Origin of the sequence: Persicobacter diffluens, from assembly GCF_036244895.1 — a bacterium.
Classification (GTDB): domain Bacteria; phylum Bacteroidota; class Bacteroidia; order Cytophagales; family Cyclobacteriaceae; genus Persicobacter; species Persicobacter diffluens.
Map to the genome: position 1 here is coordinate 2,083,737 of NZ_BQKE01000001.1, position 16,187 is coordinate 2,099,923.

At 35.2% G+C, this 16,187-nt stretch carries 10 protein-coding genes; 1 reads left to right on the forward strand and 9 read right to left on the reverse strand.

The window, feature by feature from the left end:
- Positions 1–77: 77 nt before the first annotated feature.
- The 9 genes from AAA970_RS08640 to AAA970_RS08680 form a co-directional block, all read right to left on the reverse strand.
- Positions 78–1,346, reverse strand: a complete 1,269-nt coding sequence (locus AAA970_RS08640; protein ID WP_338236778.1) for an McrC family protein — start codon at positions 1,344–1,346, stop codon at positions 78–80.
- Positions 1,339–3,156, reverse strand: coding sequence for an AAA family ATPase (locus AAA970_RS08645; protein WP_338236779.1), 1,818 nt, complete (start codon positions 3,154–3,156; stop codon positions 1,339–1,341). Before AAA970_RS08645 ends, AAA970_RS08640 begins: the two co-directional genes overlap by 8 nt.
- Positions 3,157–3,378: 222 nt before the next feature.
- Positions 3,379–4,443: a hypothetical protein gene (locus tag AAA970_RS08650; protein WP_338236780.1), complete on the reverse strand. Its 1,065-nt coding sequence runs from the start codon at positions 4,441–4,443 to the stop codon at positions 3,379–3,381.
- A 380-nt stretch (positions 4,444–4,823) separates the two neighbouring features.
- Positions 4,824–8,003 carry an AAA family ATPase gene (locus AAA970_RS08655; RefSeq protein WP_338236781.1) on the reverse strand — a complete coding sequence of 1,060 codons (3,180 nt, stop codon included), beginning with the start codon at positions 8,001–8,003 and terminating at the stop codon, positions 4,824–4,826.
- Entirely contained in the window at positions 7,996–8,538 is a 543-nt protein-coding gene (locus AAA970_RS08660; RefSeq protein ID WP_338236782.1) for an ABC-three component system middle component 1, read from the reverse strand. The genes AAA970_RS08655 and AAA970_RS08660 overlap by 8 nt, the downstream gene beginning before the upstream one ends.
- Positions 8,525–9,832: a S1 family peptidase gene (locus AAA970_RS08665; protein ID WP_338236783.1), complete on the reverse strand. Its 1,308-nt coding sequence runs from the start codon at positions 9,830–9,832 to the stop codon at positions 8,525–8,527. Before AAA970_RS08665 ends, AAA970_RS08660 begins: the two co-directional genes overlap by 14 nt.
- Positions 9,829–11,055, reverse strand: a complete 1,227-nt coding sequence (locus AAA970_RS08670; RefSeq protein WP_338236784.1) for a ComEC/Rec2 family competence protein — start codon at positions 11,053–11,055, stop codon at positions 9,829–9,831. The genes AAA970_RS08665 and AAA970_RS08670 overlap by 4 nt, the downstream gene beginning before the upstream one ends.
- Before the next feature lie 330 nt (positions 11,056–11,385).
- Entirely contained in the window at positions 11,386–11,556 is a 171-nt protein-coding gene (locus AAA970_RS08675; protein WP_338236785.1) for a hypothetical protein, read from the reverse strand.
- 114 nt (positions 11,557–11,670) lie between these two features.
- On the reverse strand, positions 11,671–13,137 hold the full coding sequence (locus tag AAA970_RS08680; protein ID WP_338236786.1) for a P-loop NTPase fold protein: 1,467 nt from the start codon (positions 13,135–13,137) through the stop codon (positions 11,671–11,673).
- Positions 13,138–13,806: 669 nt separating this feature from the next.
- On the opposite strand from AAA970_RS08680, the gene AAA970_RS08685 reads away from it, so the two are divergent.
- Entirely contained in the window at positions 13,807–16,170 is a 2,364-nt protein-coding gene (locus AAA970_RS08685) for a DEAD/DEAH box helicase (RefSeq protein WP_338236787.1), read from the forward strand.
- The last annotated feature ends 17 nt before the right edge of the window (positions 16,171–16,187 follow it).

Genomic DNA, 16,187 nt, shown 5'->3' on the forward strand with positions numbered 1-16,187 from the left:
ATCGCCTCAAGCAAGGTTAAGCAAATATTTGCCCACTCTCCCGATTCTAATCCTATTTTACTCGGCACCTCTTAAGTTTAAATACCATATGGAGCAGTCTCGAAAAATAAAAGCTTTGCTATAGTCTTTCCCCATTGATTTAGGGCAACCTTTGGAGCTATCTGAACTACCTCACAAACCTTTTCCTCCTGCCCGTCACAAAGTTTCTGGAATTTCCCATAAACACGGTTATCCTCTTTTCCTGGGTAAACCAATGCCACCCGGCTGGCACCATAATAATCTGCGTAAACATACATTTGGCGCAAATCTTCCGGACTTGGAGCATTACCATTAATATTTTTCCACTTGGTATCTAAAACCACAACCCGCTGTGAGTGTCTGTGCCGACAGACAATATCGGCCTTCATGTCAGAGGAGTTATTACCCCCTTTCCAAAAAAGCTTCGTAACTTGTTCGCGGACCTCCCAATCCGGGTTTTGTTGAAGGTTGACAAAGACAAAGCGTTCCCAAAGAGCATTCATATCGAATAAAAGAGCCAACACATCTTCCTGCCCAGAAACAACATCCGGATGATAGTTTAACAATAGCAGTTTTGCAATGTGAATCGCTTGCTGATAGGGAGCCTGTTTCCGGCCAAAACTTAATTTTGAAAAAGTACCTTCATTGATTTTGATACGTTGCTGTGGCGGGAAATCAAGCAATAGCCGTGCAATGCGTCCCTGCAATGCATGGCCTTTGCACAGGCGCTGTAACAATATCAAAGCCTCAAAAAGGATTTCATGCATTAGATGTTGCTGGTCATAAACGGTATGGTGAGTATAAAAACGCTCCTGATGTACCAGGTTTTGTTGCAGATGCTGCCCGAATAACAGCGCTCCTTTGAGTGCTTTGGTATTGCATGATTGTTGCCGGTACTGCTTTATCAAGCCTAAGCGCATCAATGCATCTACCTCTTTCACAAATAACTCAAAATATAGCTCCAGGATATCGTATTGCTGCACGTGCAGACTGGAAAAGGATGGGGCCTGCACGGGTAAAGTACCGACGGCACGTAGCATTTGTAGCAATTGATTACGCCAGTAGTTTGCTTCAGATCCTTCCCCGGTATCCTGGTCTGCCTTGGGCAACACCTCTATGGTAAGCTCCCCGACCTGTAACACACCCACATATTGAGCAAACTTCACTGCACCAAAAAGCAGACTAAAATAATCCGTCTTTCCATTTTTTTCAGCTTGTTGGCGGTGGAATTTACCCAAGGCATCGTAATGTCCTTGGGTAAACTGCACGCCAGCATAGGTATGGCCAACCTCTAATTGCCCATGTTCAAAAATGGTGATTCTAGCCATTCATCAATCGTTTTATGGCTTCTTTGAATACGTCACCGGTAGGGCTCAATAACTCATACTGTTTATTTCCTGCGTGGGAGTAGTTCTTTTGACCAGCAAAAACAACCTGATGCTCCTTCTCCTTGCAAAACCCTTCCCCCAATACCAAAGCAATCTTTTCATAGTCACTATAGAAATACTCTTGCAACAATGGGATGATGTTGCGCTGGAATGTATTCTCAAGATCCTTTTCAGAAGTACAATTGATCAAATAGGCGTGTCCAATCAAATGATCACGGTCCAGCAACACTGCTATTCGTTCGTTGATGGTTTGGAGCAATGAACCTAAACTGTAGCCTGTAATAACTTTGTTCAAGGCCGGTAAATCATATTTTGGAGGCATCTCTTCAAAATGAAAACGGCGACGCAGGGCACTGTCCAGGGCTTCAACACTTCGATCAGCGGTGTTCATGGTGCCAATAATGTAAAGGTTGGAAGGAATACCCAACTCTTTCTTACTGTAGGGAAGCGTTGCTTTCAGCTCTTCTGATGCTCCCAGCCTTTTATCCGGTTCCAAAAGCGTAATTAGTTCACCTAAAATGGCAGAAACATTCCCTCGATTGATTTCATCGATGATTAAAACATATGGCTTTTGGACTGGATTTGGCCTATTGTTGAAATTTTCCTCAAATGCATCAATTTTAACATCAGCAGAATAAAACTCATAAATTGTCTGTTGAGAAAGATTCTTTTTTATAAACCTGGAAGGACTGGCATTCATATCTGTGGCTAGCCATTCCACCTTCCTGAAGTGCGGATGAGGAAATTCATGATCATCATCAAAATAATAATCTCCCCTAACAACACCTATTGCGTCTATGACATGATTGCCCAAAGAAACCACCACAATATCACCATCTTTCATTTTTAAGAAACGATAAGCGGCGGTAGCGTGGAAATTCGTTTCTTCGACCAATTCAGGATGGTCCTTGGTAAATCTCTCTCGAAATTCCTTTTGTTCTTTTATCCCGATATATTTCTCTAAAGACTCCTTTCCTCCGTAGCCTAAGCTCAACGTTTCATTTTGAACATTCCAATCATGTAAAGATTTTCGATGCCTGCCTCCAACAGACATTTTATAATAGTCTACCTGATTAAAATTTATCTTCCCAATACTTTTCGAACCAACAGCAGAAGCATTGGCACAAATTTGCCTGAAGATTCCTTGTTGGACATCATAGTTGACTTCACCATCATCAGAAACAGGCTTGATCCCTTCCACAAAATCTTCATAAGTCATACTCTGGTGGAAAGTAGTGAAAACGATCTGGCCTGCTTCCTTTAATGCCTTAAAGCGTTTGGTTACCTCGGTGCGCTCTTCTTGCTCTTCGGGAATATTACCATCGATAATCTTCAGAGCCTTGTTGATGGTATGATAGGTCTTTCCAGTACCTGGAGGGCCATAGAGGATTTGATTGAGGGGGTATGACCTCAATACGCTTTCTTTTTCTTTCGGTTGATTATTCAAATCGCTTATGTAATCCCTAAGTTGAATCACTTTTTTTTCAACTTCAGGTGCGAAAAGAGAGACCAAGTCTTCCCAAGTGCGAGGAAATTCATTATCTACCGATATTGAGTAGTGACCGAAATCTTGTAAATCACCTCTGTTGATTTTTTTACTTAATTCGTGTTTAAAATTGCAATCAACATCTAAGGATAAGGTGAAGTTCCCTGCTTCAAATGAATGAAAGCATAGTTTTATAAATATGACGTCTTGCCATTTAACTATTAAATCACTCGGTAAAAATCCCTTTAAAATATATTCCTTCAAAACAAAGCCTTTCCCTTGACCAGCCTGTTTGTTCGGCTTTTCAGAATAGTTCAAATCAAACTCTTCCCCTCTTTGCTCGTTCAATAGGGAAATAAAATATTCAAGCTTGGATCTTGTGTCAAAATAACAAGCCGTCTCCTTGCTGTCTGACCTGTATTGGTTCCTGACTCCTAAGTGATAATTTTTAAGAGCATCTAAATTGAAAAAATCCATCAAATGAAATCATTTGGTTAATATATTTATTTTAATTGAGGCATTATCTAAATGAACACTTACAGCGAGCCATGAAGGTAAAGATGCTGTTGCCAAACGGATTCGATTAAAATCTGCCTCTGTTAAGTCCTTATTTTGCATTGTCAGACTGCGCTCCCCAACATTAATCGCTATTCCCTTTAGAATTTTTTCTGAGTGTGGCATTTTAGCACCTTGATAATTTCTCCACACATTTTTAACAGGATCAATGGTATCAACTATACAAAAAAGTACATACAATGGATAATCATCAAATCGGACATTTTCTTGCTTATTCAAATCATCTAAACCATTTTCCTTATTGTAGTCCGGATTATTAAACCAAATGTTGTGCGTTGCGACGACTTGTGAAGCTTTAGCATATTGTTCATTCAGCTCTTTTTGCCAAAACAGGCTCTTCTTTTCCTTTTTCTCCCGAATGCGTCTTTGTCTATATTCTCTATTCTTCACTAATTTATCATACATTTTGAACCCAGCATATATGCCGTGATCTACATGCTTTTCTAGACCTTTAGGAGGGTTATTTAATTTCCAATTTAAATAATGGGGGATTGCATTTAATAACACATCAGGTACTGAATTTATGTCCTTCAAAGGCAAGATACGCCTACATTTAAGATGCTGTTTAAGGGTCTCAATGTCTCTAATAGACTCAAGTAATTGATCCTCATTTTCTACATCCGTGGTTAAATCATGCGTTAAACAGATCAAAAACCAAAGAAAAGGAAAAATTTGATACCCCAAAGGGCTTTCTCCAATAAAGAAAGAACTTGAATCGTTTCTCCACGTTTTCGCCAATAAAATCCCTAAAAAGAAAATGGAATTGGTATGTTCAATATCTCCATTTTGTGGGCTCAGTTGAGGGTTAATTGACCTCAAAACGCCTTCCTTACCTGCTCTTTCAAAAAATCGTTCAATGAATTCCCGATGAGGAATGTAGGAGGAAAATGGGTTCTCTAAATACTTCCCATCAACCGACGCGTAGTAGTCCCAATCTTCTTGGCGCAGGTCTAAAATATTTTCAAGTATGGTCATTTTATTAATATTAAAAAAAAACTTACCCATTTAAGGAAATGACTTACCCTATGAAATTGGTATACAGAATTGATTCTCTTTTAGGATTGATCAAATTACAATCGAAAGCCTTTTTCCCCTTAAGCCATAGGTTATCAATGTTCCATGGAATTTTTTTCTATATGACTCTGTATGATAAGAGCGATATAAGTTGAAAGGTTTTCTTGCAGTTCTGAGAGATGGTAGGGGAAGAATATCTCTATCTTCTCACCTTACCACCAACTCTGGTCGATCGTACAATTGACTTCTTTGAAGTTTAACGACATGACCATAAACAGAACTTTTACATGCCTTTTTTGGAATAAAAATATGCTTTATGAGCCGGTATTATCATTTAACACTCAGTTGTTACTATAACGTTTGACTACACCCGGAGCATCGAACTCAATAAACTTTGTATTACAATACTCTTCAGGCATTTTATTCTGCAATAATCTAAAGAACTTTTCATCATGAGTAGAAATTACAATTTGTTTATTATCATGTTGCGTCAATGTTCGCAGAACGTCAATAAAGGAAAGTATATTTATGTCACTAAGATTTTGAATAGGATCATCCAAAAAAATAGTACTAATAACTTCGCTACCATATTCATATGCCTTCGCTAAAAAGATACTTAGAGATAATATATTGACCTGTCCAGCACTTAGGAATAAGTTTGGATTTATCTCATCCCCTCCTCCTTTAGCTGTAATAGCAAGCCTTGGACCTTTGTCTCCAATTTCAGCTCTAAAATCTATTTCACTTAGACTTGGATGAGGTTCTATTCGATTATATATTTCATTAATAACCTTCTTGTTAAAGGTTGTTTCAATACCCCTTTGGATATGAGCAATACAACTATTACGCGCACCTTCGATTTTATCAAAGGCACCTTTGTATTTGCCTATTTTTTTCTCAAGATCTTGTTGCTGTTTCTCAAGTAATTTCTTGTTTATCTGCTTATCTACTATCTCTGCTTTTGATGTGAGCAATACAATATTATCATGAACTTCTTTTAGCGTATCACTTTTGTTCCTTTCTGCTGTAATCAATTTATTAAGTTGTTCCAAGGATTGAATCTCAGATGAGCTAATTAGTTTTATTTTTGATGTAAATGAATTAATAGATTCACTTAAGCTTTTGCGTTTGATTTCTTCTTCAACTAATTTTCCAGAAATCAACTCTTCAGGAACCTCACACTTATGGTTAGTGATGTTCTCTGAGAGAATATTGATTTTTCCTTCATTCTCGGATAGTAAATCCTTTTGTTCTTCCTTTTCTTTTTCTTTTACATCAATATACTTGGACTTAAAATCAGATGATACAGCTTCTTCAGTATCAATGTTACATTCTTTTAGGTGTTTGGTAAACTCAAGAAAATTGTTGTTGTTTTGTAACGTAAAAATTTCAGCATGACTTTTACTAATCTCAATTTCATAATTAGAAACAACACTTTTTATTGACCTCACCAAAGATCTGTAACTGTTGATATTGTGTTTTATGTGAGATTTGCTCTGCTCAGATCTCTTAACTTGATTTTGAATATACTGTGAATATTCCTCTGCTTTTATATTTTTAGGAATGGTTAGTCTAGAAATAGCGTTTGATTCTTTTTGTACAAGTTTCTCGATTTTACTTTCTGCTGTTTTTATCTCCAAAGCATAACCACTACGAAGCTTTGCCAAATCTTCGAGCTTTTTATTTATACTTTCAAGTTGCTCATTCACTTTTTTAACTTGTTGGTGAATGGTATCAGTAAATGACACTTCAATATTGGTGATCTGTTCCAACAATTTACCCTTCGCTTCACTTAGTTTTCTAATCTCATCTTCAATTTTCGGAATGTTTAAAGCATCGATACGATCTTTTTCGATTGCATCTAGTAGTAATTGAAGCGTACTGAATGGGGTATTACATAATGGACAAGTTGATTCATTAGTAGGTTTAGTGTTTGTTTGAACGGAAAAATCAGCACCCCATTTTTTTATACGATTTAAGTTTTCTTGTAGTGAACCTGATGCCTTTAATTCTTTGTCTTTAGAAACTAGTTGCTCATCAATCTCCTTTTTGTCGAGCAGTGACTGGACATATAACTCATACTTAAGACTATAATCTTTATTCGCGTATTTATTGAAGTCACCCCATTTCTTGTTATTAATAATTTGAGTAAACAAGTCTCTCTCTTTTATAACTTCATTACGCTTTACCTCTAGAGGGGTAATTTCTTCATCTACTTTTAATAATGTCTTTTTATTTAAATCTATATGATGATCATATTTTTTTTGTTCTACTTCTTGCTCCTCACGTCTTCTAATATAATCTTGATATTTGACTACAGTGCTAGTTTGTGTATCAATATCCTGTTCTAGTTCTTGGACACGCTTGTCCAATTTGGCAATTACTGTATTTGCTTTTTGCTGATAGCTTCGTTTACGCTTAATTAACTCATCCTCCTTATTGATAACACCTAAAATCTTTTTGACTTTAGGTGCATAGTTAAATAGCAACTGATATTTCTTGAGTAACCTGCTTAAGTCATTTACTGTCTTTCTCTGTTTTTCAGTCAATTCTTTAATTGCGGTTTTATCAGCGTATAACTTCTTTTTGTTATTCAAAGAATCAATTGTGTTTATACACTTACCAAGATCTTTAGTATCTTTTTGAAAGTCACCAAATGTTTTAAGCAATTCATTTGCAATCTCTATTTTCTTTTGGTGTTGTTCTGACTGCTTAGTAAACAAATTTGTTATCCGAATAAGATTCTCTTTGAACTCTTCCAATTCTTTAGAGGAAATATCTTTACTAAGGGATGTTAGTTTTAAATCAACTCCTTCTTTCTTTACTATTTTGCCAATAATATCGTTCATAGAAGTCAGGGTGGAGTCGTCAACCTTAATCAGTTTTATGTTTGTTACTATAGTATCTAAGTCACTTCCTAATTTGATTATCTCCTTTGATAGTGTCTTGTAAACATTATCTACTTGTTTGAACCTTTCTAGATCATCCTTTACCTGATTTGCAAATTCATCAAGCTGGTCGAATTTTTCTTCTGCATTTGTGTGTCGCAGGAATGAGTCAATTTGGTCTTGCGAAAGAATATTTAATGCAGGGAGTTGTATTAGTTTGAATCTATCAATATCACCTGTGTATTTTCCGTCTCGGTAGTCATACTTTGTTTGAGTGCCTTTTCTTGTGTATGGAGCAACAGTCTTCTGCACTTGCCCATTTTCAGTGATGATTTGTACCTCCCCTAATTTACCTCGTTTATAACTTTGTCTATTGGTAAGAATGATTTTATCCTTAATTTCTTCATTGTAGTCTAACTCTTTGACTTCTTCATTCTTTTTGGGGTTACCTATTCTATTAATCTTATCACTAAAACACCATTCTATAGCATCATAAAAAGATGTTTTGCCATAACCATTAGGAGCATAAAGAACAACAAGGTTTGCTATCGATCCGTTATTTTCAAAGTTAAACTCTTGGGTATCCTCGTAAATACGAAAATCTGAAATGTTAATGCGTTTTATTTTATTCATCACAAATTCTTGTTACAAGGTTTGAAAGGTGTTCTTCATTTTCTAGGTTTGCAGACACAGCTAATTCAACTATTTTCAACTCGGATTCCGATATGCAATCCGATAGAAGAGGGAGCTCCTTAATTGTCGATTCAAACTTGAACTTAAATATCGCATCATAGATTAAAGTACACATTTCTTCATCGCTAATATTATGTGCGACATTTTGGTCAATCATAATTTTACGTGTTGCAAATTTATCTTCCTCTAAATTTACTTTTTCATGCAATGGGATAGGCTGTTCGCAAAAATATATTTGGTATATATTCCAGCGTTCAACATCCAGTGAGAGTTGTGATTGAAAATATATAGCAATAAAATCTCTTAGGTCATCTTTTATTTTTTTTAACTCTGATGCATTTTTAATTAGAATCGAAAATATGTATATATCATACTTCTCTTCTTTCTTAATCCAGCATCTTAATTTTTGAGGACAATTCTCCGGATCATTTGATCTTAGTTCATCTATAATGTACTTTGCTCTATTTAATCGCATTTTGTATCAACTTTGATAGGTTTAATATTGCATCTTCTAAAGAAGAGCTACTTGCCACTTCTGTGGAAAGGTCTCGTAATGGAAGTACACCAATATGAATTCTATCAGGTATTCGAACACCCGCATTTGTTGGATCTGCTACTTGTGTGATAATTTTATCCTTATCTGCTTGTGTAAACCGTTTTAGATCAAAATTTCTGTCTTGGGAATTAAATACAGAGATGGTGTTTGCATTTAGCTTGCTCGCATTTCTCAAACTTTTTTGTGCTACCTTAAAAAAGCAATCTGTTTCTACAAAGAAGAATGAGATAATAAATTTCATATCCACTTTCTTACTCTTCTCCGATACTCCTGAAAACAAGTTACCTAATTCAATTCCATTTAATGTCAATTGTATGCTGTTAATATCACTAAAATCACCCCTCAATATTTGAACATAAGTAAGTAATTCAAGCCATCCTTGCCAAAATGTATTTTCACAACAATCTTTATGGGACTTGATGTGAGATATAATTTCTTTGACTGACTTACCTTTCTTTTCTGGGAAAAAGAGGTTAGCTTTTCTCTCACTTACAATCGTATTAGGATCAACCTCCCTTACAATTGTATCAGCTTCATAGTCACAGTCCGATTTTATATTCCCATCAAAGTGGTTGAATAAACCATTTCGATACTCTTCAAAAGAATTAAATGACGTAGCGTTTACCTCTATTTGATTCTTTCTAAGAAACGAAGCACATTTTTTAACACTTACTGCTTGTAAAACTCTTTCATCTTGATGACGAAAAATAGCAATAACCTCACCACTACTACTTATAACAGGGGAGCCTGAAAGTCCAGCATGTTCTGTTTTAATTTCAGTCGATGAGTTCAAATCAATATCACAAATCGTATCTGTTTTTATTTTCGTAACCTGTTGAATAACTCCATTGAGTGTTTCGCCTGTAGAAGTATTACCTTTTGGAAATCCAAATAATTTCCATTTTTCTTGCTCCTTTATATCTGATGAAACTAAGCTTAAAGATGGGTTCTCTTCATCATTGTTCGTTTTGTTCCTAAGTAAAGCTATATCACATTCAGGGCAAGAATCACCAATTTCAAATTCAATAGGTGATTGCGAACCGTATGATTTAACTTTAATATTTGAAATAGATGGCTCTTCTTTTTGATTTAGCATGTTATGATAACATGTCAATATTAAGCCATCTCCTATAAAAAAACCAGTTCCATTGTTTTTAGAAAAATCATCAAACACAGTTTCTATGTGACAGATTGCATCTTTATAACTGCTCATAGTGTAACAGAATTGGCTTCACAAATTTCATAATGAAAGAATTTTTGAAGCTTGGTGTCTTTAAACTCTTTGAGATGATGAATATTTTTATAGTTAAATATCAGACTTCGTTTAGATATTACTGTCGGCAACTTTCTATTAATTATACTTGCGATGGTTTCTACATCTGGATGTCCATGACTTTTCGAATTCGTTGAGAATATGAATCTCTCACTATCAATTGTATCAAGCAGCTCTGGACTACAATTATTATAGCTGCCATGGTGCGATACTTTAATAGCATCAAAATAAAGCTGCTCTCCTTTTTCCTGTTTATATATCTGCTTAAGACTTTTCACTATATCTTCTGAGAATGCATCACCAAGAAATAATAATTGTTCATTCTTTGTTTTTAGCACAAATGAAATCGAACTACCATTGGGTAAAGCACTATCAGGAGAGTATGTGTTGCCCTTTGAAAAATATTCAATGGATTCTTTCGATATTACCTTCTTTGAAGCTGCCTTTTGTCCGACTAAGTCGGCTGTGCTTTTCCCTACGGTTTTACAATATAACTCAAAAGCATCATCAAGAATATCTTCATCAGTTGGTATTATATCCTTCGTCTTTAAGAAATCTATGAATTCCTTTTCAAGGTCTTCAAGGCGCTTATTTGAGGGCGTAAGCAATTGTATTGATATATCGCTTGATATTTGTACGGTAGGTAACTCTTCTGCACTTACTGCTCTATTAGAGAAGTCTGTATTCCAATTATAACCAAGTGCTAGCAATTCTTTACCTAACAAGCTCGCCTGCCTTGCACTCTTTTCACCTACAAAATCAATTTCATTTACTAGCTTATCTTTCTTGTCAAGTTCTTTAACTAAGTTTTCGGCCGAGTTTTTACTCCCATTAGATCGCTTTGAAAATTGTAAATGCCGGAATGTGTTTAACCAAACTTGATTGATAGGAAATAGCTTTGGATTGTTGGCTTCTCCATTTTCTTTTATCAATGATAATCCACCCTGAATATGATCTGCATCATAATGTGTGATAATGAATCGATGAAGTTGTTTTGAGTAGCTATTCTTAATGGTTTTCAGTAGCTCATCCTTAATTGTGGCTCGATAAGAATATCCACAATCAATTAAAATATTTATTTCGTGTTCTGTATTTGGTTCAACTTGAACTAGTAGACAATCTCCACTGCCTGCTTTAAAAACATGTATCTTGGTTTGATCCATTATAATTATATATTTTCTTAACGCCGTAAATTTTTGCTAAATACAGATTACTGAATAAAAGTTACAGAGTGTGTCGTGTCTAACAAAACAACCATGTTAAACGTAGTTACTAAGTAATTACTATACATACCTGTTCTAATGCACTACATTTCATGCCAAATAAAAATACTAATATCACTGTCAAATATCCAAATGTTTATATTTGATCAATCTCATCAAAGCTAAATATCTACTAAAAAACTATCCAAGGCTATTAGGTGGGCTTATAGTGCATTTTGGGGAAGAGATTTGACTCGTATTTCCATGAGCAACCCGCAATTTCTCAAATAATCATTCCATTTCATGACTATATTTGTCTACAAGTCCTTTTGTTGCCCTCAATCCCCCATCAATGGTAATGCCTTTAGGCACTACTTTGAATGGGGCCAAGAAACCGTTTTCAATAGCAGGGGTAATAAATTTGGTTCGGATATCAGCCTCCGTTAGCTTTTTCTTATCCATAAGATCGAAATCACCAAACAGTAAAAATTTAAGCTAAATATAATTCATTCCAATTTTAAAAAAATTGACAAAAGTTAGGAATGTCCAAAATGGAGTAGAATTAGGAAGGATTTTTTACTTAAAGATTCCTTTCTCTTTGCAAACGGTAAGGAGGTGAAGGAAGAGTGGATAGTAATTAAAGGAGTCAAGCTGTGATAGGTCCTTAGACAGCACCTGCCCTTCAACCACTATCTCCTTAACCGATAGTGTTTTAACCCAATGACTACGACCAGCTATCGGCATAATTTCAAATTTCACCTTATGCCCGATTATTTCCAAGGTATTGTGTTCTACCTCCTCTCCTTTTAAATAGTAAAACGGCTGAATGACCGAACTTATCAAATATTGAGGTCTAATAGCCTCTGATGGAACAATTCGAAAAAAACCATCTTTGATTTTCTGAAAGAGTTGATCAAAAGACCCGCATACGAAAATCAAAAAATCTATTACCCCAAAAATTTCAAAATCTCCAAGCCTGTGAGAAAATTCTTTTGTTAAAGAAATTCTCTTGTCAATAAACTTATAATCAACAATTTTACATTTCAGCAACTGCCTAGGTGTAAGGTGCCCTTGGATAAAAAAAAGTGAAAGATAGTACTTCCCAGCGATTAAATCATCCTCATGAATTTTACCCATCAGGTTTGATCTTGTAAACAGCGAACCAATTGCAAACCTAAAGGCTTCCCCTATATGGTAATTATATGGCCTTGTCTCAAAAAACTTATTCATATAGCCATCAAAATCCACCCCTTCTCCATATCGATGTGCATAGATTTTCTGCACATTTACCAGATCACAAACAACAACCACCTTATCAAATCCAAATTTATTTTCCTTACTTTGCGTGTCCGTATGAGCAGCCAAAACATTTAATATTCTAAAAAGGTGATCCGGATCCATACGATCAAGATCATCCAAAATGAGAATGGTTTTCAGTTCTTTTTTCTGAAGTTGAGCGATTAGCCCGCGAATAATTTGAATAATAAAATCATCTTCATATATGCCCCCTATCTTCTGTCCAAATTCCTGCAGAAATTCAAAAGCTTCCTTTTCCGCATCAGTCTTCATTTCTTCATGAATTTGGTCATATTCAGCTTTTAAAGACATCAGCTCCTTCACAGCCTCTTTTACCGGCTTTCCCAACTTTGGAATCATTCCCACAAAGGGCAATAAAAGGTCGGTGAAACGCTTTTGAACAAAAGCCGAAGCGGACAACCATTTACTCACGTCCTCTTTTTCAAAGGTGATTTGATCCTTAAACCTTGTTAATAAGAGATATAAAATATCACATTTAATCAATTGAAAAACATCCTCATTTTCCTGGCATACATAGTTTACCGGAGATAGATGAAAAGCGGCATAATCTTCTTTATGATCCTCAAAGAATTTATTTAAAAAATAGGTTTTCCCAATCCCAAAAGGCCCGGAAAATAAAATACGACTATTCTGATTCAGGTGCTCTCTGAAAGTTTCTGAAGGGGCCTCAATGGGGATTTCAAATGACTCGGTTTTGGGTTCGGAAGTGGTGAGATTTTCTGACATTAGGATCCGTCGCTTGCTAAAAAAATAGATTCCCTCCCAAAGTAAGGCCAATATCCAAAAAAATCAATCTACCTGGATCTATTCTGCAGCTCTTACCTCTAACGAATAAAAACCACATCAAACCTCCAAGCTTCTCAACCCCCAGCTTATGCTAACATTTGGGGTCACTAAAGCAACGACAATCATTAAGATTGATGTTATTACATTTTTATTTTTACCCCAACCCCTTAATTTAGCTATCAGTTTTCATTCATTACCCTGTAACATGAGAGCATATTTAAATCGCTAACTCCATTAACCATATCAACATCATACTACAAAAAGGCAAAAGAAAAAATGCCTCGGAAAAGCAAGGTAATTTCTTATAAATCTTTTTGAGCCAACGACAAACTTATATTCAATAAGCTCGATGCAAATGACTTTGAAGTCTTTGGACGCGGCGGCTCTAGCTTACATCGAGCTCAGCCTTTTAAATAAGCATAATTCTGCTCAACAACTATATCTGCATTTAAAAGGCCAGACCTCCTTTCTAATGGTTTCTTAATCACTCTTAACCCATTAGTGATTAATTTGCATAACACCATAAACACTTTTACAGTATATTTTCTCTATCCGATGAAACACTAATTCAAACTCAAAAGAAAAATCGGAAGCAAACAAAAATTGAAAATGGCCATAAAACGAAACTTAATATTCATTGATGGCAAAGACCGGACTGATAGCATTGAATCATTTCATAAAATAAATGACAAATATGAAATAGCATTCAAAAATTCAACGAAAAAGTACCACTATAAGAAGGGACGGGTTATAGTCAAAAACACTGCGATTAGTCGGGAATATTCTAATAATATATTCCAATACCTTAAAACGATTGCAGAAACTGTCGGAATAAAAACCACCAGTGGAACCAACATTTTGGAAAGAAGCTACAACTCGATAAAATACATACCAGCAGACTCTGCCCTCTCCAATTATTTGAATAAATCAATTCCAAAGTTTGATGATAACAGGTCAAACCCTGTTGATTCTTTCCCATTTGGTTTTAATTTAAGTCAAAAAGAAGCTGTAAATCTGGCTGTGGCAAATAAGTTAAGTGTTATTGAAGGTCCTCCTGGAACCGGTAAGACGCAGACCATATTAAACATTATTACCTACGCGATATTGAATGGAAAAAGCGTAGCAATTGTTTCAAGTAATAATTCTGCAACATCTAATGTTTATGAAAAACTACAAAAAAATGGGATTGAATTCATAGCAGCATTATTGGGAAACTCAAAAAACAAAAAGGACTTCATTGAAAATCAAAAAGATGCCCCCGATTTATCACAATATAAATTATCTTCCAGACAGAAAACAAAAAATAAATCTCAAGTCTCCAAACTTTTCGATCAATTAGAAAAACACCTTTCGAAAAAGAACGAGTTAGCCCTTCTTAATCAGGAACTTGAAAGCACTAAAAGTGAATATATTCACTTCCAAAATAGCAATAAAGGCGAAGTGGACCTTTCTGGGTATTTCAAAAAAAATATCACCTCAGAAAAATTACTTGACCTATGGTTAACCACCGAAAAACATGCTAAAAAAAGAAGGAAGAAGACCCTATACAAACTATTCTTTATCAGGATACCTTTTTGGTTCAAATATGGAATAAAAGACAACGCTTTTTTCAAATATTCGCCTGACCAAATAATCCAATCCTGCCAAGCCCAATATTACCCTAAGCTGATTAAAGAAATGGAAGCCAAAAAGTTTTCCATTGAAAAATCTTTAGGACAGTTCTCATTTGACGAGAAAATGAGGGAGTATACCCAGTTATCAATGGGCCTTTTAAAAGCTTATTTACAGGAAAAATGGGCTACACGTGAAAGAGAAAAGTATGAACTGATGGACCTAAAAACAAAATCATCACAGTTTATTCAAGATTATCCTGTCATATTGAGCACGACATACTCCTTAAAAAACAGCTTGGATGAGGAATTTTCATACGACTATCTTATTATTGATGAGGCCTCACAAGTTGATTTAGCTACTGGTGCTCTTGCACTAAGTTGTGCCAAAAAAGCGGTTATTGTTGGAGACTTAAAACAACTACCAAATGTGGTGGGCTCTACTGTAAAAGAGAAAACAAATACGATATGGGAACAAAGAAATATAGACAAGGAATATCAATATTCAACTAATAGCCTATTATCCTCTATTGTAAAAGTCCTTCCCAAAATACCCAAAACTCTGCTTAGGGAACATTACAGGTGCCACCCCAAAATCATTGAATTTTGTAATAAAAAGTTTTACAATAATCAATTAATTATTCATACTAATTTCGAAAGCAAGAGAGAACCTCTAATGGTTTACAAAACAACTCCGGGAAATCATGCCCGCGAGAGAATAAACCAAAGGCAGATTGATATTATCGAAAATGAAATCATTCCGAAAGAGAACCTTAAAACCACAGATTTGGGTATTGTGACTCCTTATCGAAACCAGACAAATGCCCTTCAAAAGATATTTAATGAGGCTGGAATAAAAGCAGATACTGTAGATAAATTTCAGGGAAGGGAAAATAAAGTTATAATTTTATCTACTGTTGACAATGAAATTTCGGATTTCACCGACAATCAAAACCGATTGAATGTTGCCATTTCACGTGCCATGGAACAACTAATTTTGGTCGTAAACGGAAAATCAAGTAGTAAAAACAGTAATATTTCTGACCTAATTGGATATATAGAATATAATAATTTCTCAGTAATTGAAAGTGAAGTAAATTCAATATTTGACCTACTGTACAAGGGCTACAAAGAAAAGCGAAATAAAATTTTGAAAAACAGTAAAAAGATTTCTGAATTTGACAGTGAAAACCTGATGTACCTTGCAATAACCTGTATTTTATCAAAAGATTGTAGATTCGCTCATTACGGAACTGTTTTCCAATATTCACTTAGGAATTTAATCCAAGATAACTCCAAACTCGATGAACAAGAGCTCAATTACACAAACAACCCATTAACTCACCTTGACTTTGTCATTTAAAACAAACTCACCAAACA